The organism is Aeromonas media (assembly GCF_000819985.1).
Classification (GTDB): Bacteria; Pseudomonadota; Gammaproteobacteria; order Enterobacterales; family Aeromonadaceae; genus Aeromonas; species Aeromonas media.
On record NZ_CDBZ01000086.1, the window covers coordinates 1 to 20,112 of the forward strand.

The 20,112-nt window shown below is 60.7% G+C and carries 18 protein-coding genes; 7 read left to right on the forward strand and 11 right to left on the reverse strand.

Annotated features, from left to right (window positions below):
* The first annotated feature begins 140 nt into the window (after positions 1-140).
* The 7 genes from BN1127_RS23125 to yacG all read left to right on the forward strand — a co-directional run bounded on the left by BN1127_RS23125 (position 141) and on the right by yacG (position 6,233).
* Positions 141-602 (forward strand): pilin, encoded by a 462-nt coding sequence (locus BN1127_RS23125; RefSeq protein WP_082030008.1) that lies wholly within the window; start codon positions 141-143, stop codon positions 600-602.
* A 3-nt stretch (positions 603-605) separates the two neighbouring features.
* Entirely contained in the window at positions 606-2,312 is a 1,707-nt protein-coding gene (tapB, locus tag BN1127_RS07405) for a PilB family type IVa pilus assembly ATPase TapB (protein ID WP_042649025.1), read from the forward strand.
* A 129-nt stretch (positions 2,313-2,441) separates the two neighbouring features.
* Positions 2,442-3,683 (forward strand): type II secretion system F family protein, encoded by a 1,242-nt coding sequence (locus tag BN1127_RS07410; RefSeq protein WP_042649026.1) that lies wholly within the window; start codon positions 2,442-2,444, stop codon positions 3,681-3,683.
* An 80-nt stretch (positions 3,684-3,763) separates the two neighbouring features.
* The gene (locus BN1127_RS07415; protein WP_042649027.1) at positions 3,764-4,636 is read left to right on the forward strand and encodes a prepilin peptidase; all 873 of its coding nucleotides are present in this window, start codon (positions 3,764-3,766) and stop codon (positions 4,634-4,636) included.
* A gap of 18 nt (positions 4,637-4,654) precedes the next feature.
* A complete protein-coding gene (gene coaE, locus BN1127_RS07420) occupies positions 4,655-5,269 on the forward strand; it encodes a dephospho-CoA kinase (RefSeq protein ID WP_042649028.1) in 615 nt (204 codons plus the stop codon).
* Positions 5,270-5,306: 37 nt separating this feature from the next.
* Positions 5,307-6,029 carry a cell division protein ZapD gene (gene zapD, locus BN1127_RS07425; RefSeq protein WP_042649029.1) on the forward strand — a complete coding sequence of 241 codons (723 nt, stop codon included), beginning with the start codon at positions 5,307-5,309 and terminating at the stop codon, positions 6,027-6,029.
* A 9-nt stretch (positions 6,030-6,038) separates the two neighbouring features.
* On the forward strand, positions 6,039-6,233 hold the full coding sequence (gene yacG / locus BN1127_RS07430) for a DNA gyrase inhibitor YacG (protein ID WP_042649030.1): 195 nt from the start codon (positions 6,039-6,041) through the stop codon (positions 6,231-6,233).
* 75 nt (positions 6,234-6,308) lie between these two features.
* On the opposite strand, the gene mutT is transcribed toward yacG, so the two are convergent.
* The 11 genes from mutT to murD all read right to left on the reverse strand — a co-directional run bounded on the left by mutT (position 6,309) and on the right by murD (position 20,109).
* Entirely contained in the window at positions 6,309-6,713 is a 405-nt protein-coding gene (gene mutT, locus BN1127_RS07435; protein WP_005332118.1) for an 8-oxo-dGTP diphosphatase MutT, read from the reverse strand.
* Between the two features lie 155 nt (positions 6,714-6,868).
* Positions 6,869-9,589, reverse strand: a complete 2,721-nt coding sequence (secA, locus tag BN1127_RS07440) for a preprotein translocase subunit SecA (RefSeq protein ID WP_042649031.1) — start codon at positions 9,587-9,589, stop codon at positions 6,869-6,871.
* A 57-nt stretch (positions 9,590-9,646) separates the two neighbouring features.
* Positions 9,647-10,552: a M23 family metallopeptidase gene (locus tag BN1127_RS07445; RefSeq protein ID WP_042649032.1), complete on the reverse strand. Its 906-nt coding sequence runs from the start codon at positions 10,550-10,552 to the stop codon at positions 9,647-9,649.
* A gap of 140 nt (positions 10,553-10,692) precedes the next feature.
* Complete coding sequence (gene lpxC, locus BN1127_RS07450) at positions 10,693-11,616, reverse strand: UDP-3-O-acyl-N-acetylglucosamine deacetylase (RefSeq protein WP_042649033.1); 924 nt, start codon at positions 11,614-11,616, stop codon at positions 10,693-10,695.
* A gap of 101 nt (positions 11,617-11,717) precedes the next feature.
* Complete coding sequence (gene ftsZ, locus BN1127_RS07455) at positions 11,718-12,869, reverse strand: cell division protein FtsZ (RefSeq protein WP_005305686.1); 1,152 nt, start codon at positions 12,867-12,869, stop codon at positions 11,718-11,720.
* 39 nt (positions 12,870-12,908) lie between these two features.
* Positions 12,909-14,168 (reverse strand): cell division protein FtsA, encoded by a 1,260-nt coding sequence (gene ftsA, locus BN1127_RS07460; RefSeq protein WP_025328454.1) that lies wholly within the window; start codon positions 14,166-14,168, stop codon positions 12,909-12,911.
* Positions 14,149-14,901: a cell division protein FtsQ/DivIB gene (locus BN1127_RS07465; protein WP_041206795.1), complete on the reverse strand. Its 753-nt coding sequence runs from the start codon at positions 14,899-14,901 to the stop codon at positions 14,149-14,151. The genes ftsA and BN1127_RS07465 overlap by 20 nt, the downstream gene beginning before the upstream one ends.
* Positions 14,902-14,998: 97 nt before the next feature.
* The gene (gene murC / locus BN1127_RS07470; protein ID WP_041204901.1) at positions 14,999-16,453 is read right to left on the reverse strand and encodes a UDP-N-acetylmuramate--L-alanine ligase; all 1,455 of its coding nucleotides are present in this window, start codon (positions 16,451-16,453) and stop codon (positions 14,999-15,001) included.
* A 109-nt stretch (positions 16,454-16,562) separates the two neighbouring features.
* The gene (gene murG, locus BN1127_RS07475; RefSeq protein ID WP_042649034.1) at positions 16,563-17,648 is read right to left on the reverse strand and encodes an undecaprenyldiphospho-muramoylpentapeptide beta-N-acetylglucosaminyltransferase; all 1,086 of its coding nucleotides are present in this window, start codon (positions 17,646-17,648) and stop codon (positions 16,563-16,565) included.
* Positions 17,645-18,829: a cell division protein FtsW gene (gene ftsW, locus BN1127_RS07480; RefSeq protein ID WP_042649035.1), complete on the reverse strand. Its 1,185-nt coding sequence runs from the start codon at positions 18,827-18,829 to the stop codon at positions 17,645-17,647. The genes murG and ftsW overlap by 4 nt, the downstream gene beginning before the upstream one ends.
* The gene (gene murD / locus BN1127_RS07485; protein ID WP_042649036.1) at positions 18,826-20,109 is read right to left on the reverse strand and encodes a UDP-N-acetylmuramoyl-L-alanine--D-glutamate ligase; all 1,284 of its coding nucleotides are present in this window, start codon (positions 20,107-20,109) and stop codon (positions 18,826-18,828) included. The genes ftsW and murD overlap by 4 nt, the downstream gene beginning before the upstream one ends.
* Positions 20,110-20,112 lie beyond the last annotated feature (3 nt).

Below are 20,112 nucleotides of genomic sequence, written 5' to 3' on the forward strand. Positions count from 1 at the left end.
GTTTACGGGGCAGTTGCTAACAAGGGTGCTGCCTCTGTTGCCAACCCGAAGCGCTCGGATAAGATGCTGGAGTGTGGATAGAATTCCACCGGCACTGTTCAGGAACCATGGAAAAAAGGAAATTTGACATGAAAAGCAACATGAAAAAACAATCAGGGTTTACGCTAATCGAATTGATGATAGTGGTTGCGATCGTTGCCATTCTGGCCGCCATCGCCTTGCCGGCGTATCAGACCTATACCAAACGCGCAAAATTTTCTGAAGTAATTGCAGCTATAGGCCCAGCAAAAACAGCCATAGAGGTATGTGTTCAAGGAGCAAGTAATAACGCTGAAATTATGAATGCAACCACTGGCTGTGGGGCAAGGGCTTTTGCTGCTCTTTCTGCAGCGATAGACAATCAAGAGTACGTTAAGGCTCCCGTCTCAACCGATGTAACAACAGCTGGAGCAATTACAGTTAGATCCTCAGCTATTTTTGATTCTGCCAAAGAATCCACCTATACCCTGAGTGCAAGCCCTGCATTAACAACTTCTACAGTACCCGGAGAACAAATTAACTGGGTTACAACCGGATCTTGCAAGCAAGATGGTTATTGCTAACGCATGACCTCTAGCCTCAATAGCGGCCTGGCCACCAGCCTGGCCGCCTCTTCCCTCCTCAGTGAGCCGGACTCACAGCGCTATCTGAGCCAGGCCAGGGCGCAGCGCAAGCCCTTTGTCACCTTCCTGATCGAAAATGACATCCTCGACAGCAAGGCCCTAGCGGATTTCTGCGAGCTGGAGTATGGGGTACCTCTGCTGGATCTTGCCGCCTTCGATCTCTCCGAGATCCCGCAGAAGTACCTCAATCAGAAGCTTATCGAGAAACACCATGTGCTGCCCATCTACACCCAGGGCCACACCCTCTATATCGCCATGTCGGACCCGACCAATGTGTCGGCTCTGGAGGACTTTGGCTTCAGCTTCGGTCTGCATACCGAAGCCTTGCTGGTCGAAGAGGGCAAGCTGACCGCCGCCATCGGCAAGCTGATGGAAAGCGAGCAGGACACCCTGGGCATGGATCACATCGACGAGGCCGAAATCTCGGAACTCGAGGTCTCTGATGAGAGTTCGCGGCTCGACGACAACGTCAATACCGCCGACGACGATGCCCCCATCGTCAAATACATTCACAAGATCATGATGGACGCCATCAAGCGTGGCGCATCCGACCTGCATTTCGAACCCTATGAGACCAAGTACCGGATCCGCTTCCGGATCGACGGCATACTGCACGAAATCGCCACCCCGCCGGTCAATCTGGCGAACCGTTTCGCGGCTCGCTTAAAGGTAATGGCGCGGCTCGATATCGCCGAGCGGCGCCTGCCCCAGGATGGACGGATCAAGCTGAAGATCTCCCGCAACCGGTCCATGGATATGCGGGTCAACACCCTGCCCACCATGTGGGGAGAAAAGGTCGTCATTCGCCTGCTGGACTCGTCAGTATCTCGCCTCAACCTAGACCAACTCGGCTTCGACGAACGCCAGAAGGCGCAATATCTGCATGCGCTCTCCAAGCCACAGGGCATGATACTGGTCACGGGCCCCACGGGATCGGGCAAGACAGTATCACTCTATACCGGTCTCAACATCCTCAATACCAGCGAGGTCAACATCTCCACCGCCGAGGATCCAGTGGAGATCAACCTGCCCGGCGTCAACCAGGTGCAGATCAATCCCAAGGCGGGGCTCACCTTCGCCAGTGCCCTGCGCTCCTTCCTGCGCCAGGATCCTGACATCGTCATGGTGGGGGAGATCCGGGATCTGGAAACCGCCGAGATTGCCATCAAGGCCGCTCAGACCGGACACCTGGTGCTGTCAACCCTGCACACCAACTCGGCGGCCGAGACCCTGACCCGGATGATGAACATGGGGGTGCCCGCCTTCAACATCGCCTCCTCGGTGACCCTGATCATGGCCCAGCGCCTCGCACGCAAGCTGTGCGATCACTGCAAGGTGCCCGAGGCAGTGCCGGAAGCCGAATTGCTGGAGTTCGGTTTTACCCAGCAACAGCTTGCCGCCGGTTTGCGGCTGTTCAAACCGGTCGGTTGCAAGGAGTGTTCGGGAGGATACAGAGGACGGGTCGGCATCTATGAAATCATGCTGATGTCGGAGAACATCGCCAAGCTGATCATGCAGGGAGCAAACTCGCTGCAGATCGCTGCCATCGCCCAGAAGGAGGGTATGCGTACCCTGCGCATTTCCGGCCTGGAGAAGGCCCGTCTGGGGGTCACCAGCCTGGCCGAGATCAACAGGATCACGACCAACTGAATACATAATGTTCCAGTCATCAAGCCGGGTGAAGCCGATACAGTCACCCCGATGATGTTCTTCAAGCCAAGATGAACCGGACGGGCAGTGCCTCATCCGGCCACCGTCGCCCAATTGCAGGATGCAGTGATGGCAACATTAGCGCAAAAACGTAACACACCTAAAAAGGTCTTCTCCTTCCGCTGGCATGGATTCAATCGCAAGGGACAAAAGGTTTCCGGTGAGTTCCAGGCCGACAGCATCAACACCGTCAAGGCGGAGCTGCGCAAGCAGGGCGTCAATGTCACCAAGGTCAGCAAGCAGGGCCAGGGCCTGTTTTCCAAGGGGGGTGCTCGGATCAAGCCGATGGACATCGCCGTCATCTCCCGTCAGATCACCACCATGCTCTCGGCCGGTGTGCCGCTGGTGCAAAGCTTGCAGATCATCGCCCGCGGTCATGAGAAGGCAGCAGTACGCGAACTCATCGGCCAGATCGCCACCGATGTGGAAACCGGCACCCCGCTGTCAGAGGCGCTGCGCCGCCATCCCCGCCACTTCGATGCGCTCTACTGCGACCTGGTAGACGCGGGGGAGCAGTCCGGCGCGCTGGAAACCATCTACGACCGGATTGCCACATACCGCGAGAAGAGTGAGGCGCTGAAGTCCAAGATCAAGAAAGCCATGTTCTATCCCGCCATGGTCATCCTGGTCGCCATCATCGTAACCTCCATCCTGCTGCTGTTCGTCATTCCCCAGTTCGAGGAGATCTTCAAGAGCTTCGGGGCAGAGCTGCCAGTCTTCACCCAATTCGTCATCGGTATCTCCCGCTTCATGCAAGCTTGGTGGTATATCATCTTTGGTGGCACTGCCTTGGCCATCTTCCTCTATGTGCGCGCCTGGCGAAAATCCCAGAAGGTGCGGGACAACACCGACAGATTCATCCTCACCATTCCTGTCGTGGGCAACATATTGCACAAGGCGGCCATGGCCCGCTTCGCCCGTACCCTCTCCACCACCTTCTCCGCCGGGATACCTCTGGTGGATGCCCTGGTGTCAGCGGCCGGCGCCTCTGGCAACTATGTCTATCGCACGGCCATCCTGGCCATTCGCAACGAAGTGGTGGCCGGCATGCAGATCAACGTCGCCATGCGTACCGTGGATCTCTTCCCAGACATGGTGATCCAGATGGTGATGATTGGTGAAGAGTCAGGCGCCATCGATGACATGCTCTCCAAGGTTGCCGCCATCTTCGAGCAGGAGGTGGACGACATGGTCGATGGCCTCACCAGCCTGCTCGAACCCATCATCATGGTGGTGCTCGGGGTGCTGGTCGGTGGCATGGTCGTCGCCATGTACCTCCCCATCTTCAAGCTGGGCTCTGTGATACACTGAGCCCCTTCGGCAGAGTGACCAGCGGGCATGGCTCGTTCTGGTCCTCTGCCATCCTGATTCTCCACACAAGCGGTTGATTTATGGTGCCTCTGATCGAACTGGCCCAGGGCCTGCCCTGGCTCTATCTCTCCCTGATTTTTCTCTTCTCCCTGATGATTGGCAGCTTCCTTAACGTGGTGATCCATCGCCTGCCCATCATGCTGGAGCGGGAGTGGCATGCAGACTACCGTGATTACTTCGGCAGCGAGGTTGCCACTTCCCCCGCCGAACCTTACAACCTGATGGTACCGCGCTCTCGCTGCCCCCACTGCGATCACCCCATAAGCGCGCTGGAGAACATCCCCCTGCTGAGCTGGCTCTGGCTCAAGGGACGTTGCCGACAATGCAAGGCGCCAATTTCGGCCCGCTATCCCCTGGTCGAGCTGCTGACCGCCCTGTTGTCGGTCACCGTTGCGGCGACCCTCACTCCCGGCTGGGGAGCCCTGGCAGCCCTCGCACTGACCTGGGTACTGGTGGCCCTCACCTTCATCGATCTGGACAAGATGCTGCTGCCGGACCAGCTCACACTGCCGCTGCTGTGGGGCGGTCTGTTGTTCAATCTGGCAGGCGGCTTTGTGCCGCTGGCCGATGCGGTGATCGGCGCCATGGCTGGCTATCTGGTGCTCTGGAGTCTCTACTGGGCGTTCAAGCTGCTGACCGGCAAGGAGGGGATGGGTCATGGCGACTTCAAGCTGCTGGCGGCACTCGGTGCCTGGCTGGGCTGGCAGGCGCTGCCCATAGTGCTGCTGCTCTCTTCACTGGTCGGCGCCATCATCGGGATCGGACTTATCCTGCTGCGCAACCATCATCAGGGCAAACCCATCCCCTTTGGCCCCTATCTCGCCATCGCGGGCTGGATAGCACTGCTGTGGGGGGATAACATCACCCGCTGGTATCTGGACATCGTTCTCTAGCAAGGGGATCACAAATCTATGTATGTGGTAGCCATCACCGGCGGAATAGGCAGCGGCAAGACGACCATCGCCAACCAGTTTGCGGCCCTGGGGATAGAGGTGGTCGATGCCGACCTGATTGCCCGCGAAGTGGTGGCACCCGGAACTCCGGCGCTGGCCGCCATCGTCAACCACTTCGGCCCAGAGATCTTGACCGAGCAGGGACTGCTGGACAGGCGAGTCCTGCGCGAGCGGATCTTCAGCGATCCGGCGGCCAAGTCCTGGCTCAATGCCCTTCTCCATCCGATCATTCGCAGCGAGATGCTGCGCCAGTGCGCGGCAGTCAGTTCCCCCTACTGTCTGCTGGTGGTGCCCCTGCTGGTGGAAAACCGGCTCACCGAACTGGCCGATAGAGTACTGGTCATCGACGTGGATGAGGCGACCCAGATCGAGCGAACCTGCCGCCGGGACGGAGTCAGCCGAGAGCAGGCCGAAGCCATACTGGCATCCCAGGCGAACCGCAGCGAGCGCCTGGCGATGGCCGATGACGTGCTGGACAACCAGAGTGGCACGACTGAGACCATACGGGAGCGAATTTTAGCGCTGCACGAGACATATCTGGCATTTGCCTCTCAACAAGCCCCCCAAGTGTGAGTACACTAGGCCGGTTTATGGCTGGCCAGGATTAGGCATGATTTACGATTTTCCCCTCAACGAAAAAAGCCGGACCTATCTTCGTCTGGAGTCCCTGTTTTCCCAGATCCGCGACAATCTGGAGAGTGACCAGTCCTGGGCACACATCGCCTTCTTCAAGGGGTTGTTCGATTTGCAGGAGTTGCTGGAGCGCGGTGATCTGCGCGCCGATCTGATCAAGGATCTCGAGCGTCTCGGCCAGCGTCTGAGCCATTGGGCCAGCCTGCCGGACGTTGACCTCGAGCAGATCCAGCGGATGCAGCAGGAGAGCACCCAGCTTTCCCGCAGCCTGCTCAGCTCCCCTCGTCCTGGCGCCCGCCTGAAAGAGGATCGTCTGCTCGGCTCCATCCGCCAGCGCTTCTCCATTCCTGGTGGTCTATGCGCCTTCGACGTGCCACAACTGCACCACTGGCTGGTGACGCCGGCCGTTGCTCGCCATCAACAGATGCAGCAATGGCTCAGCGACATCAACCTGCTGATGAACGCCATCTCCCTGCTGCTGAGGCTGTGGCGTGAATCTGGCCACTTCAGCGATCAGGTAGCCACCAATGGCTTCTTCCAGGATACCGCCGAGGGGGCCGAGCTGATCCGCATCCGCCTGACCGGTTCCCAGTCCTGCTACCCGACCCTGAGTGGCCACAAGAACCGCTTCGCCCTGCGTTTTCTGCCCACAACAGAACAAGCGATTGGCGATGTACCCTTCCAGCTTGCCTGCTGCTAAGGAGCTCCCATGGTCACCAAGGTAAAATGTCCGACCTGTCAGAACGAAGTGGAATGGGGCCCACAGAGCCCGTTTCGCCCCTTCTGCAGCAAGCGCTGCCAGCTGATCGATCTCGGCGAATGGGCGGATGAAGAGAAGCGGATCCCAGGGGAGATCAACCCGGATCTGCTGCCGGAGCCGGAAGAGGGCGACCAGTGGCTATAAGCCAGTGGCGGTCACTCACCTCTGCAAAATGAAAAAGGGCCGCTTGGCCCTTTTTCATTTTATTTTGCTACCGGCTCAAGCCAGCACGGCCTGCAGCCGCGCCACTATGGGGCCATTGGCATCGGGGAACTGGTAGTTGTGCAGCTCTGCCAGCGGCACCCAGCGGCACTCCTGCCCTTCCTTGCCAAAGGGTTCGCCATGGAAGCGGGTCACCTTCCAGATATCTAGCAGCACCTGCTTGTCCGGGTAGTCGTGATGCAGCTCCATGAAAGGTGTGCAATCCTGCACCCGGATGCCGATCTCCTCCCACAGCTCCCTGTCGAGCGCGGTGAGCAAGTCTTCCCCCGACTCCACCTTGCCCCCGGGAAACTCCCAGCGATCCCCCTGATGGCGATCGGAGGAGCGCTTGGCGATGAAGATATCGCCCCGTTCATTCTCGATGACGCCGACCGCCACCCAGATCCGCTTTTTCTGTTCCATCTTGTTACCTTTGTACTCTCTGCCTGCTCGGATCGCTCTATGACCCCAGCACCCGGCTGGGTGAGCTGCCGATGATGCCCAACATCCGATTTTGCGTCGCCATGTGACAAAAACAAGGCGGGCACCGGGCCCGCCTTGTCATGGCATTAGGTCACTCAGGTCAACTGACCGTGACAATGCTTGTACTTCTTGCCGGATCCGCAGGGGCAAGGATCGTTGCGACCGACCTTCTGCTCGTCGCGCACGAAGGTCACCGGCGCCGCGTCGGCCTGGGTCTCTTCGTCGGCCAGCTGGTTCTCGGCGGCGGCATGGGTATAGGTGCGGGGAGCCGCTTCCGCCTGCTGGCGCTGCTGCTCTTCCATCGCTTCCACGTCGCGCTCCTGGACCTGTACCCGGCTCAGGATGCTGACCACGTCGCGCTTGAGGGTTTCCAGCATCTGGGTGAACAGATCGAAGGACTCACGCTTGTACTCCTGCTTGGGGTTCTTCTGGGCGTAGCCGCGCAGATGGATGCCCTGACGCAGGTGATCCATGGCCGCCAGATGCTCCTTCCACAGACCATCCAGGGTCTGCAGCATCACCGCCTTCTCGAAGTTGCGCAATACGTCCTTGCCGACCAGCTCTTCCTTGTGGGCGTAGAGCTTGGTGGCTTCTTCCAGGATGCGCTCGCGCAGCTTCTCTTCATACAGCTTGTCGTCTTCCGCCAGCCACTGCTGCAGCGGCAGGTCCAGCGCGAAATCAGACTTCAGGCGCGCTTCCAGACCAGGCACGTCCCACATTTCTTCCAGGGACTGGGGCGGAATGTACTCGTCGATCACGGCGCCATAAACGTCATCCCGGATGACGTGGATGGTGTCGGAGATGTCGTTGGTGTCCAGCAGCTCGTTGCGCTGTTCGTAGACCACCTTGCGCTGGTCGTTCGCCACATCATCGAACTCGAGCAGGTTTTTACGGATGTCGAAGTTGCGACCCTCTACCTTGCGCTGGGCGTTCTCGATGGCCTTGGTCACCCAGGGGTGTTCGATGGCCTCGCCCTCTTCCATGCCCAGCTTCTTCATCATGCCGGTCACGCGGTCGGAGGCGAAGATCCGCATCAGGGTATCTTCCATGGAGAGGTAGAAACGGGAGGAGCCCGGGTCACCCTGACGACCGGAACGGCCACGCAGCTGGTTGTCGATACGACGGGATTCGTGGCGCTCGGTGCCTATGATGTGCAGACCGCCAGCGGCCAGCACCTCATCGTGACGGATCTGCCAGGCCGCCTTGATGGTTTTAATCTGCTCGTCGGTCGGGTTTTCCAGCGCGGCGATCTCGGCCTGCCAGTTGCCGCCGAGCACGATGTCGGTACCGCGACCGGCCATGTTGGTGGCAATGGTGACTGCGCCAGTCTGACCGGCCTGGGCAACAATTTCCGCTTCCATGGCGTGGAACTTGGCGTTCAGCACCTTGTGCGGGATGTTTTCCTTGGTCAGGATGCCGGACAGCAGTTCGGAGTTCTCGATGGAGACGGTACCGACCAGTACAGGTTGGCCACGCTCGACGCAGCCACGGATATCTTCGACGATGGCGACGTACTTCTCCTGGGCGGTCAGGTAGACCAGATCGCCCATGTCCTTGCGCACCATCGGCTTGTTGGTCGGAATGACCACGGTATCCAGACCATAAATCTGCTGGAATTCAAAGGCTTCTGTATCCGCAGTCCCGGTCATCCCCGCCAGCTTGTCATACAGGCGGAAGTAGTTCTGGAAGGTGATGGAGGCCAGAGTCTGGTTCTCGTTCTGGATCTTGACCCCTTCCTTCGCCTCGACCGCCTGGTGCAGGCCGTCAGACCAGCGACGACCCGGCATGGTACGGCCGGTGTGTTCGTCGACGATGACGATCTCGTCTTTCTGGACGATGTAGTCGACGTTGCGTTCGAACAGGGTGTGAGCGCGCAGGCCGGCATTGACGTGGTGCAGCAGGCTGATGTTGGTGGCGGAGAACAGGGAGTCCTCTTCCGCCAGCAGCCCCTCTTTCTTGAGCAGCTCTTCCACGAAAATCTGGCCGTTTTCGGTCAGCAGCGCCTGGCGGTTCTTCTCGTCCACGGTGTAGTGGCCATCGCCGGTATACTCTTCCGAGTCTTCCTTGTCCTGCTTGACCAGCAGCGGGATCAGCTTGTTGATCTGGGTATACATGGCGGAGCTGTCTTCCGCCGGGCCGGAGATGATGAGCGGGGTACGGGCTTCATCGATGAGCACCGAATCCACCTCATCCACCAGCGCGTAGTTGAGCGGACGCTGCACGCGCTGCTCGGGCGAGAACGCCATGTTGTCGCGCAGGTAGTCGAAACCGAATTCGTTGTTGGTACCGTAAGTGATGTCGGCGGCGTAGGCATCGCGCTTCTGGGACGCATCCATACCGGGCACGTTGCAGTCGACCGTCATGCCGAGGAAGGTGAACAGCGGGCGGTTCGCCTCCGCATCGCGCTTGGCCAGATAGTCGTTCACCGTCACCACGTGCACACCGCGACCGGTCAGCGCGTTCAGATAGGCAGGCAAGGTTGCAGTCAGCGTCTTGCCTTCGCCCGTCTTCATCTCGGCGATACGGTTGGAGTTCAGCACCATGCCGCCGATCAGCTGCACGTCGAAATGACGCATGCCGAACACCCGGCGGGAGGCCTCGCGTACGGTGGCGAACGCTTCCGGCAACAACTGCTCAAGCGTCTCGCCCTGCTCCAGGCGCTGACGGTACTCGGCGGTCTTCGCCTGCAGCTCGCCATCGGACAAGGCCTCGAACTGAGGCTCCATCGCATTGATCTGTTTAACAATTTTGCGCAAAGCCTTGAGCGTTCTGTCGTTCCGGCTGCCGATAATCTTGGTGAGCAGTGTACTAATCATGTGTACCAACTGTTTTGGTTATATAAGCGTTCCGTCACTGGAACCTGAAGAAAAAACCTAACCCCGTCTGGCATTCAGAAAGCGCGCGGGGTTGACCTGACGACCATCTTTCAACACTTCGTAATGCAGATGGACCCCGGTCGCACGACCGGTACGCCCCATCAAGGCAATCTTCTGGCCCTCATCGACCAGGGTGCCCACATCCACCAACAACTTGGAGTTGTGGGCATAGCGGGTCACCAGACCATTGCCATGGTCTATCTCCACCATGTTGCCAAATTCCGGGTGGCGGCCTGCCCAGCTGATGATCCCCTTGCCGGTCGCCAGGATGGGAGTGCCGGGCTTGCCACGAAAATCCACCCCCTTGTGCATCTTGGCGCGGCCGTTGAACGGGTCTACCCGTCCACCGAACCCGGAGGAGATCCAGACTCGCTCCTGCTTCACCGGTGAACCCGAGATGAAACCGGCATCGGTGATATGGTGATTCATGATGAAAGATTCAAGTACCGACAGCTGTTCTTCACGGCTGCTGAGCTGCTGGCTGAGGTGTTTCATGGAGGCTTGCAGCTCGCCCAAGCTCACTTCCAGCTCTTCGTCATAGGAAGGGCCACCCATGGGGGGCAGCTCCTTGAAATTGAATTCGTCGGGATCGAGGTCTGCCTTCTCGGTCAGACGCTCGCCGAGCGCATTGAGGCGACCGAGCTGCCCCTGCATGGTGCCCACCTGGGCGGCCAGCATGGCAAGCTGTTCACGGGCTTCATCGGCCCCTTGCGTGGATTTTTGCTGTTCGGCCATGGCCAGCGCGACTTCCAGCGCCTCCATTTTCTGGTGCCAGCTCTGCCAGAGCCAACCACCACTCAGTGCCAATACAGTGAAGAGGATACCGCCGACCCAGGCCAGACGTTGTTTGGGTAAGTGCAACTTGCGGCGCTGCTTACCGTTGAGGATCAGGGTAATGCTCATAGAAATCTGTCTTCTCGGTCAGGTGAGGCCAGGAGCCAACACGGGCAATAAAACCGGGAGATAATCGGTATTAAAGGATGGAATAAACAAATGACAGGACGTCGGTGCGGAGAGATGACCGACGTCCTGTTGCACAGCTATCAGGCCAGAACCAGACCGTTATCGTAGTAAGCGATGGGCGCTTTGTCGCCCTCCGCCTCGAAGGTCACCAGTTCCCAGGCCTCCTGCTTGGCCAGCAAGGCACGCAGCAGTTTGTTGTTCAGGGCATGGCCCGTCTTGTAGGCACGGAATTCACCGATGATGCTGCGATTGCACATATACAGATCACCGATCGCATCCAGCATCTTGTGCTTGACGAACTCGTCCTCGTAACGCAGACCATCTTCGTTCAGCACCCGGTAGTCATCCAGCACCACAGCGTTTTCCAGGCTTCCGCCCAGGGCCAGGTTCTGGGAACGCAGGTACTCGATGTCGCGCATGAAGCCGAAGGTACGGGCACGGCTGATCTCTTTCACGAAAGAAGCACCGGAGAAGTCCAGCACGCAACGCTGGTTGCGGCCTTCAAATACCGGATGCTGGAAATCGATCTCGAGATCCATCTTGAAGCCGTTGCGATAGGGGTGGAATTCCGCCCACTTGTCGCCGTCTTCAACCCGGACACTCTGCTTGATCCGCACGAACTGCTTGGGCGCATTCTGCTCACGGATACCCACTTCTTGCAGCAGGTAGATGAACGGGTGCGCACTGCCATCCATCACCGGGATCTCGGGGGCATCAACCTCGACATAGAGGTTGTCGATCCCCATCCCGGCCAGGGCGGCAGAGAGGTGTTCGATGGTTGACACGCGGACACCGGCTTCGTTTACCAGAGCGGTACAAAGCACGGTATCACGCACCTGATCGGCGTTGGCTGGCAGCGCGACCACAGGATTCAGATCGGTACGCAAGTAAACGATCCCTGTGTTAACAGGCGCCGGACGGAATGTCATTGTGACTTTCCGACCCGAATGCAGGCCCACACCGGTGGCCTGGACACTCGTTTTCAAGGTTCTTTGTCTAATCATGGGCGTATCCGCTTAACAGCTCAAATTCCTGACCAGATGGTCGTTGCCGGGCCATCTTAGCACAATCCTTAAGCAACAAACAAACCAAGGCCATACGAGGCTTAGTCAGCTTGCTTGCGCAGGAACGCAGGAATATCGAGATAATCCGGTTCGCGACGAGCTTGCGGCTCGGCGTTCACCACCTTGGCCGGGGCCTCTTCCATCACGCGAGACTGCAGGGCTTCGCTGATCAGGGGCTGACGGGCCGGACGTTCCTGAACCATGTTGTTCTTGACGAGGGTGATGTCGGGCTTGCGCTCGGCACCGATACCGGTGGCCACCACGGTCACACGCAGTTCGTCGTGCATCTCCGGGTCGATTACGGTACCCACCACCACAGTGGCGTTCTCGGAGGCGAAGGCCTTGACCGCGTTACCCACGGTTTCGAACTCTTCGATGGTCATGTCCATGCCGGCGGTGATGTTGACCAGGATGCCACGGGCACCGGCCAGATCCACGTCTTCCAGCAGCGGGCTGGAGATGGCCTTCTCGGCCGCTTCTTCGGCACGGTCATCACCGGAGGCGGAACCAGTCCCCATCATGGCGGTACCCATTTCACGCATCACGGTACGCACGTCCGCGAAGTCGACGTTGATCAAGCCCGGACGGGTGATCAGCTCGGCGATGCCCTGTACCGCACCCAGCAGCACGTCGTTGGCCGCCTTGAAGGCGTCCAGCAGGGAGATGCCGCGACCCAGTACCTTCAGCAACTTGTCGTTGGGGATGGTGATCAGGGAATCGACATTCTTGGACAGCTCCTCGATGCCGTGGGCGGCGAAGCCCATCCGCTTCTTCCCTTCGAAGGAGAACGGCTTGGTCACGACGGCGACGGTCAGGATGCCCATCTCCCGGGCCACTTCGGCCACGATAGGTGCGGCACCCGTACCTGTACCACCGCCCATGCCGGCTGCGATGAACACCATGTCTGAACCGGTCAGCAGCTCACGCAGCGCTTCCCTGTCTTCCATGGCGGCATCACGGCCCACTTCCGGATTGGCTCCGGCCCCCAGACCCTTGGTGATGCCACCGCCGATCTGCAAGGTAGTGTTGGCACTGGAGTTGCGCAGTGCCTGGGCGTCGGTGTTGACGGTAATGAACTCAACACCCTCGATGTTTTGACGAACCATGTGCTCGACTGCGTTGCCGCCGCCGCCACCCACACCTATCACCTTGATGACGGCTTCGTCAGTGTGGCTATCCATAAATTCAAACATGTTGTCTCTCCGCTTTATTTGCCTGACTCAGCAAAATCTTTAGAACTCGCCACGCAACCAGTTGCTGACCCGTTTGACCAGCCCACCTACGCTTGCCTTGGCGGCATATTCCTTGCTACTGCCGGTGGATTGATTGGTACGGCCGTACTGCAGTAGCCCGACCGCAGTCGAGTACACAGGTGCCTGCACGTAATCGCTCAATCCCCGAATGTTCATGGGTTCGCCCACCCGGACCTGGCTCTGGAAGATCTGCTCTGCGCACTCCACAATGCCTTCGATCTGGGCAGCGCCACCGGTCAATACCACACCGGCCGCCAGCTGATGCTTGACCCCCTGTGCCTTCAATTCGCTCTGCACCCGTACCAGCTCGTCATTCACCATGGAGAGCAATTCCGTGTAGCGGGGTTCAATCACTTCAGCCAGTGTCTGCCGTTGCAGGCTGCGCGCCGGGCGACCGCCGACACTGGGGACTTCAATATTGTCTTCCTTGCTGACCAGGCGGCCGAGGGCGCAACCGTAGCGCACCTTGATCGCTTCCGCGTCCAGTGGCGGTGTGCCAAAGGCGTAGGCGATGTCGCTGGTCACAGTGCTGCCAGCATACGGGATCACCTTGGTGTGGCGCAGGGCGCCGCCGGTAAACAGCGACATGTCCATGGTCCCGCCACCGATGTCCACCACGCAGACACCCAGCTCCTTCTCGTCTTCGGTCAGCACGGCATAGCTGGAAGCCAGGGCCGAAAAGATCAGCTGATCCACCCGCAAACCCACCTTCTCCACACATTTCTCGATGTTGCGAGCCATGTCGTTGTGGCAGGTGATCAGGTGCACCTTGGCCGCCATCCGCACGCCGGAGAGACCAACCGGATTCTTGATCCCTTCCTGATAGTCGATGGCAAACTCCTGAGGCAGCACGTGCAGCACCCGCAGCTCATCGGACAGTCGTACCGACTTGGCGGTGTGGATGACGTTGTCCACGTCCTCCTGGGTCACCTCTTCGTCGGAGATGGGCACCATGCCGGTCTCGTTGCGGCAATCGATGTGCTTGCCGGACAGCCCCAGATAGACGGAGCTGATCTGGCAGTCGGCCATCATCTCGGCTTCTTCCACCGCGCGGCGCAGGGACTTGACCACGGAGTCGAGATCATTGACCCCGCCCTTCTCCATCCCGCGAGAAGCGTGGCTGCCCATGCCGATGACATTGAGCTCGCCATCGGGCAATACTTCGCCAACCAGTACCGCCACCTTGGTCGTGCCGATATCCAGTCCGACAATCAAATTTCTATCTGCGGTGTTGGTCATTCACTTTCTCTTCGTTCTTCTTCCAGCCAACCGCCATTCCGGTGTCGTATCGAAGATCCACGTAAGCAACCCGCTCACGGGGTTCGATGACCGGAAAGGCATCGATAAACCGCTGCAGGCGAAGCGCGATATCCGAGCGCCCCACGAACAGCTGAATGTTGCCATCCAGGGTCAGTTCCCAGGCATGGCGGGGGGTCAGATTCACCCCCAACAACTTGTATCCCCTGGCCGCCAGCAGCGTCTCGTACTGATGGCTGGCTTCCAGCACCTTGGCGGCCTGATCATCGGGCCCGGACAACTGCATCAGGGGTTTCTTCACCCTGTCCGGCGCACTGAACACCTCACCCTTGGTGTTGACGAAGCGGTTGCCGTTCCAGCGTGCCGCCACATCCTGTTCGGTGAGGTAGACCTTGATCTTGTTCGGCCACTTCTTGCGTACCGAGACCTGGGCCACCCAAGGCAGGGCGTTCAAACGCCCCTGCAATTCGTTCACGTCCAACTCGAAGAAGTTGCGCAACTCGGCGCCATCCAGCACGGCCGCGCGCAACTCATCGGCTTTCAAATATTCGTGTTGCCCCTGCAGCAACAGCTCGCTCATGGGCAACCGACTGGCATCCGTCAGCCAGTCTTTAACATCCAGCGCAGTCTGGTAGAGCCCCCACATGACCAGGATGAAAAATGCCACCCCGGCGATGAAGCCCCCCTTGGTGCGCCCTTGTGCCCTTGCCTCCACCCGATCGATCCCCGTATAACGCGCCATGCCGGCCACTTGCAGACCGGTTCGCCATTATATAGGCCCCGGCTTGGCGGTCAAAATACTCATTGGGCCCTCAGGCACCGGATTTCATGCTATCTACGCTCAATTTCATCTCACCGAGACGGCGGGCCAGTGCCCCGACGTTACCGGCGCCCTGAGTCAGCACCAGATCCCCCTCGCCAATCAGGTCGGCCAGCACCGCCGGCACATCGTCAGGCGTTGCGACAAAGATGGGTTCCAGGGTGCCGCGAGAGCGGATGGAGCGACACAGGGCACGGCCATCGGCACCCGGAATAGGCTCTTCACCGGCGGCATACACCTCCAGCATCACCAGCACATCCACCTTGGAGAGCACGTCGGCGAAATCTTCGTAGAGATCCCGGGTCCGGCTGTAACGGTGTGGCTGGAACACCATGACCAGTCGCTTCTCGGGCCAGCCGGCGCGAGCGGCATTGATGGTCACCTTGACCTCGCTCGGGTGGTGACCGTAGTCATCCACCAGCATGGCCTTGCCACGGCCGGTCTCGAACTCGCCATATTGCTGGAAGCGGCGGCCCACACCTTCAAACTTGGCGAGCGCCTGGATGATGGCCTCGTCACCAATGCCGTCTTCGGTCGCAACCGCGATGGCAGCGGCGGCGTTGAGCGCATTGTGGATGCCCGGCAGATTCAGGGTGACGGTCAGCTCGCCGGCATCCTTGCGGCGCACCCGGAAGCGACTGCGGTTGCTGGTCTGCACGAAGTCCAGCACCTGCACATCGGCATCCTCACTGAGGCCGTAGGTCAGGGTCGGACGGGCGATCTCCGGCAGCATGCCACGGATCACGGGATCATCCACGCACACCACGGCCAGGCCGTAGAACGGCAAGTTGTGCAGGAAGTCGATGAAGGTGGCTTTGAGCCTGGAGAAGTCGCCGCCATAGGTGTCCATGTGATCCGCTTCGATGTTGGTCACGATGGAAACCATGGGTTGCAGATGCAGGAAAGAGGCATCGCTCTCGTCCGCTTCGGCGATCAGATAGCGGCTGCTGCCCAGGCGGGCGTTGGTGCCGGCGCTGTTGAGCAGACCGCCGATGACGAAGGTCGGGTCGCGATCGGCTTCGGCATAGATGCTCGCCACCAGACTGGTAGTGGTGGTCTTGCCGTGAGTGCCGGCGACGGCAACTCCGTGGCGGAAGCGCATCAGCTCGGCCAGCATCTCGGCACGGCGCACCACGGGAATGCGCAGCTCGCGGGCGGCCAGCAACTCGGGGTTGTCCTGCTTGATGGCGGTGGACACCACCACCACGCTCGCCTCGTTCACGTGCTCGGCACTGTGTCCCACGAAGATATGAGCCCCCAGGGATGCGAGCCGTTCGGTCACCGCATTGCGGGACAGATCGGAGCCGGAAATCTGATAGCCCTCGTTGGCAAGCACCTCGGCGATCCCCCCCATGCCGGCACCACCTATGCCGATGAAGTGGATGCGACGCACGCGGCGCATTTCGGGGATTACGGTACGCAGTTTTGCCAGTTCAACCTTGGTCATAGCTCTCTCTTCATGTCTGCCGCCAGCCGCTTGCCCACATCGGCAACCTGCTCGGCGGCATCAATATATACGGGGACAAGACTGCACGGCCTGGCCTGTGCAATCTTGCTCAACATGCTTTCTCATTCTGCCCGGTGGCGAGCCGCTTGCACTCATCGGCCACCCGCTCGGCGGCATCGATGATGGCGACGCGGCGCGCGGCCTGGGCCATGTTCAACAAGGTTTCCCTGCGCCCGGCGAGCCAGGAGAGACGCGCCGCCAGGGAGGCCGGGGTCAGCTCTGATTGGGGCAGGAACTCCGCAGCCCCGCCATCGACCAGGGTCAGGGCGTTGCGGGTCTGGTGATCATCCACAGCATGGGGCAGCGGCACGAAGATGGCGGCCACACCAGCGGCAGCCACTTCGGAGACGGTCAGCGCCCCCGCCCGGCACACCACCAGGTCGGCCCAGGCGTAGGCATCGGCCATGTCCTTGATAAACTCGCTCACCTCGGCCTCGACGCCCTGCACGGCATAGGCCTGCGCGACAGCCTCCCGGTTGCCCTTGCCGCACTGGTGGCGCACTGCGATGGGCACACCGGCGGCCGCGACCGCTGGCGGCACCTGTTCGTTGAGCACCCGGGCCCCCAGGCTACCGCCGACGATCAGCAGGCGCAGCGGCTCGCTGCTGCTGCGCAACTGGGGATCCGGCAGGGCCACCACTTCGGGGCGCACCGGATTGCCCACCACGGCGGTACGGGCATTGGGGGCGAAGGCGCCGGGGAAGGCCATCAGCACCCGCTTGGCAAGGCGCGCCAGCAGCTTGTTGGTCATGCCGGCCGCCGCGTTCTGCTCGTGCAGCAGCAGCGGAATGCCGGAGAGCCAGGCGGCAACACCACCCGGACCGGAGGCGAAGCCCCCCATGCCGAGCACGACGTCGGGCTGGATGGTCTTGATCACCTGGCGGGCCTGCAGCACTGATTTGACGATCCGGTAGGGCGCCGCCAGCAGCCGCTTGATGCCGTTGCCACGCACCCCCTGGATGTCGATGAAGGAGATGGGGTAGCCATGGGCGGGCACCAGCTCGGCCTCCATCCGGTCGGCGGTACCGAGCCAGTGAATGGTCCAGCCCTGTGCCTTGAGGCGATCGGCCACGGCCAGCCCGGGGAACACATGGCCCCCGGTACCGCCCGCCATCACCAGTAACGTTTTGCTCACGCAACCTCCCGCACGCGCGCCTGGGCACTGGCCTGGCGCAACTCGAAATCGATACGAATCAACATGCTCACCGCCACCATCATGATGATGAGACTGGAGCCGCCGTAGCTGACCAGCGGCAGGGTCAGGCCCTTGGTCGGCATCATGCCGCTGGCGGCGCCGACGTTGACGAAGGTCTGGAAGCTGAACCAGATGCCGATGCCGATGGCCAGATAGCCTTCATACAGGCGCTCTGATACCAGCGCCTGATGACCGAGCTTGAGCGCCTTCACCGCCAGCGCAAAGATGAGGAAGAGCGCACCCAGTACGCCCACATACCCCAGCTCCTCGCCCAGGATGGCAAACACGAAGTCGGTGTGGGCCTCCGGCAGGTACTCCATCTTCTGGATGGAATTGCCGAGCCCCTCGCCAAACCAGCTGCCACGACCGAACGCCATCAGGGACTGGGTCAGCTGGTAGCCGCTGCCGAACGGATCGGCCCAGGGATCCAGGAAAGAGGTGACCCGCCGCATCCGGTAGGGCTCGGCGATGATCAGGGTCACCACGGCGCTCACCCCCACCAGGATAAGACCGATGAACTGCACCATGCGGGCCCCCGCCAGGAACAGCATGCCGAGGGAGGTGACGAACATCACCACCACGGAGCCGAGGTCGGGCTGGGCCAGCAGCAGGATGGCCACCACGAACAGCACCGCCATGGGTTTCATGAAACCGATGAAGCGCTCGCGCACCTCACTCTGACGGCGCACCAGATAACCCGCCAGATAGACGAACAGCGCCAGCTTGCCGAACTCGGCCGGCTGCAGGTTGAAGGGGCCAAGCGGCAGCCAACGCACCGAACCGTTGACGCTGCGGCCCACCAGCAACACCATCACCAGCAGCACGATGGCCAGCAGCAGCATGGGGCCGTTGTACTGCTGCCAGCGCGCCATGGGCACCTGCAGCACGAACCAGGAGATGCCAAGCGCCATCACCAGAAACATCCCGTGACGCTTCACGAACATGAAGGGGTCATCGCCGAGGGCTATCCCTTCGGGGATGGAGGCGGAGGCCACGATCACCAACCCGACCGACATCAACGCCAGCGCCAGCACCACCAGCTGCCTGTCGTAGAGGCCGGCAGGGCGCGCAGGCAACAGCCAGCGCTGCAAAAAGCCTGCGACGACGCGAAGGGCGTTCATAGCGTCATCACCAGTTCGGTGAAACGATCACCGCGCGCTTCGAAAGACGTGAACTGATCCAGGCTGGCACAGGCCGGCGCCAGCAGCACCCAGTCACCGGGCCTGGCGTCGACTGCGGCCTTGGCCACGGCGGCGTCGATGGAGGCGACCTTCTCAGTCTGCTCACCCAGCGCGAGCAGGATGTCCGCATCCTGGCCGAAGCAATACATGTGATCGATCTGGTTGCCGAGCAGCGCCTGCACCGGACCGAAATCCTGGCCCTTGCCCTGGCCGCCAGCCAGTAGCAGCAGCCGGCCCTTCACCGATTCACGCACGCCGGCCACGGCGGCCAGGGTGGCCCCCACATTGGTGGCCTTGGAGTCGTTGATCCAGCGCACCCCGTTTACCTCCCGCACGAAGCGGGCACGGTGGGGCAGGCCTTCGAAGCGGCGCAGCACGGCGAGTTGCGGCTCACGGGGAATGCCGACCGCATCGCACAGAGCCATGGCCGCCAGGGCGTTGGCCTGATTGTGGGCGCCGACTATCTTCATCTCGTCCACGGCGAGCAGCGGCTCCCCGTGCAGGGTCAGCCAGTGGCGGCCATCCAGCTCGCAGCGACCATAGCCGTTGCAATCGAGCCCGAAGCTCTGCCACACCTGACCCACGTCGGGCAGGGTCTGAGGATCGTCCCGGTTGACCAGGATGTGCTGGGAGTGCTGATGGATCTCCTGCTTGGCGGCGCGGTAATCCGCCATGCCCTCATAGCGATCCATGTGATCCTCGGAGAGGTTCAGCACCACGGACGCCGCGGCACGCAGGCTGTAGGTGGTCTCGAGCTGGAAGCTGGAGAGCTCCAGCACGCAGAGATCCATGGGCTGCTTGAGCAGCTCGAGCGCCGGGGTGCCGATGTTGCCACCCACGCCCACCTTGAGGCCGGCCTCGGCGATCATCTCGCCGACCAGGGTGGTGACGGTGCTCTTGCCGTTGGAGCCGGTGATGGCGATGACGGGGGTCTGGGTCTCGCGCACGAACAGTTCGATGTCGCCGACGATGCGCACCCCGAACTCCGCTGCGGCTTTCAGTTCGGGGGTCGCCAGGGCGATACCCGGACTAGCCACTATCATGTGCGCCTGCTTGAGCAGATCGCCGTCCAGCCCGTGAACGAGCTCCACCTCGGGGGGAAGTTGCTCCTTGCCAGGCGGATTGGCGCGGGTATCCATCACCAGGGGCGTGACACCACGACCGAGGAAGTAGTCGACGCAGGAAAGTCCGGTTTTGCCGAGTCCGATGATGATGACCATGGC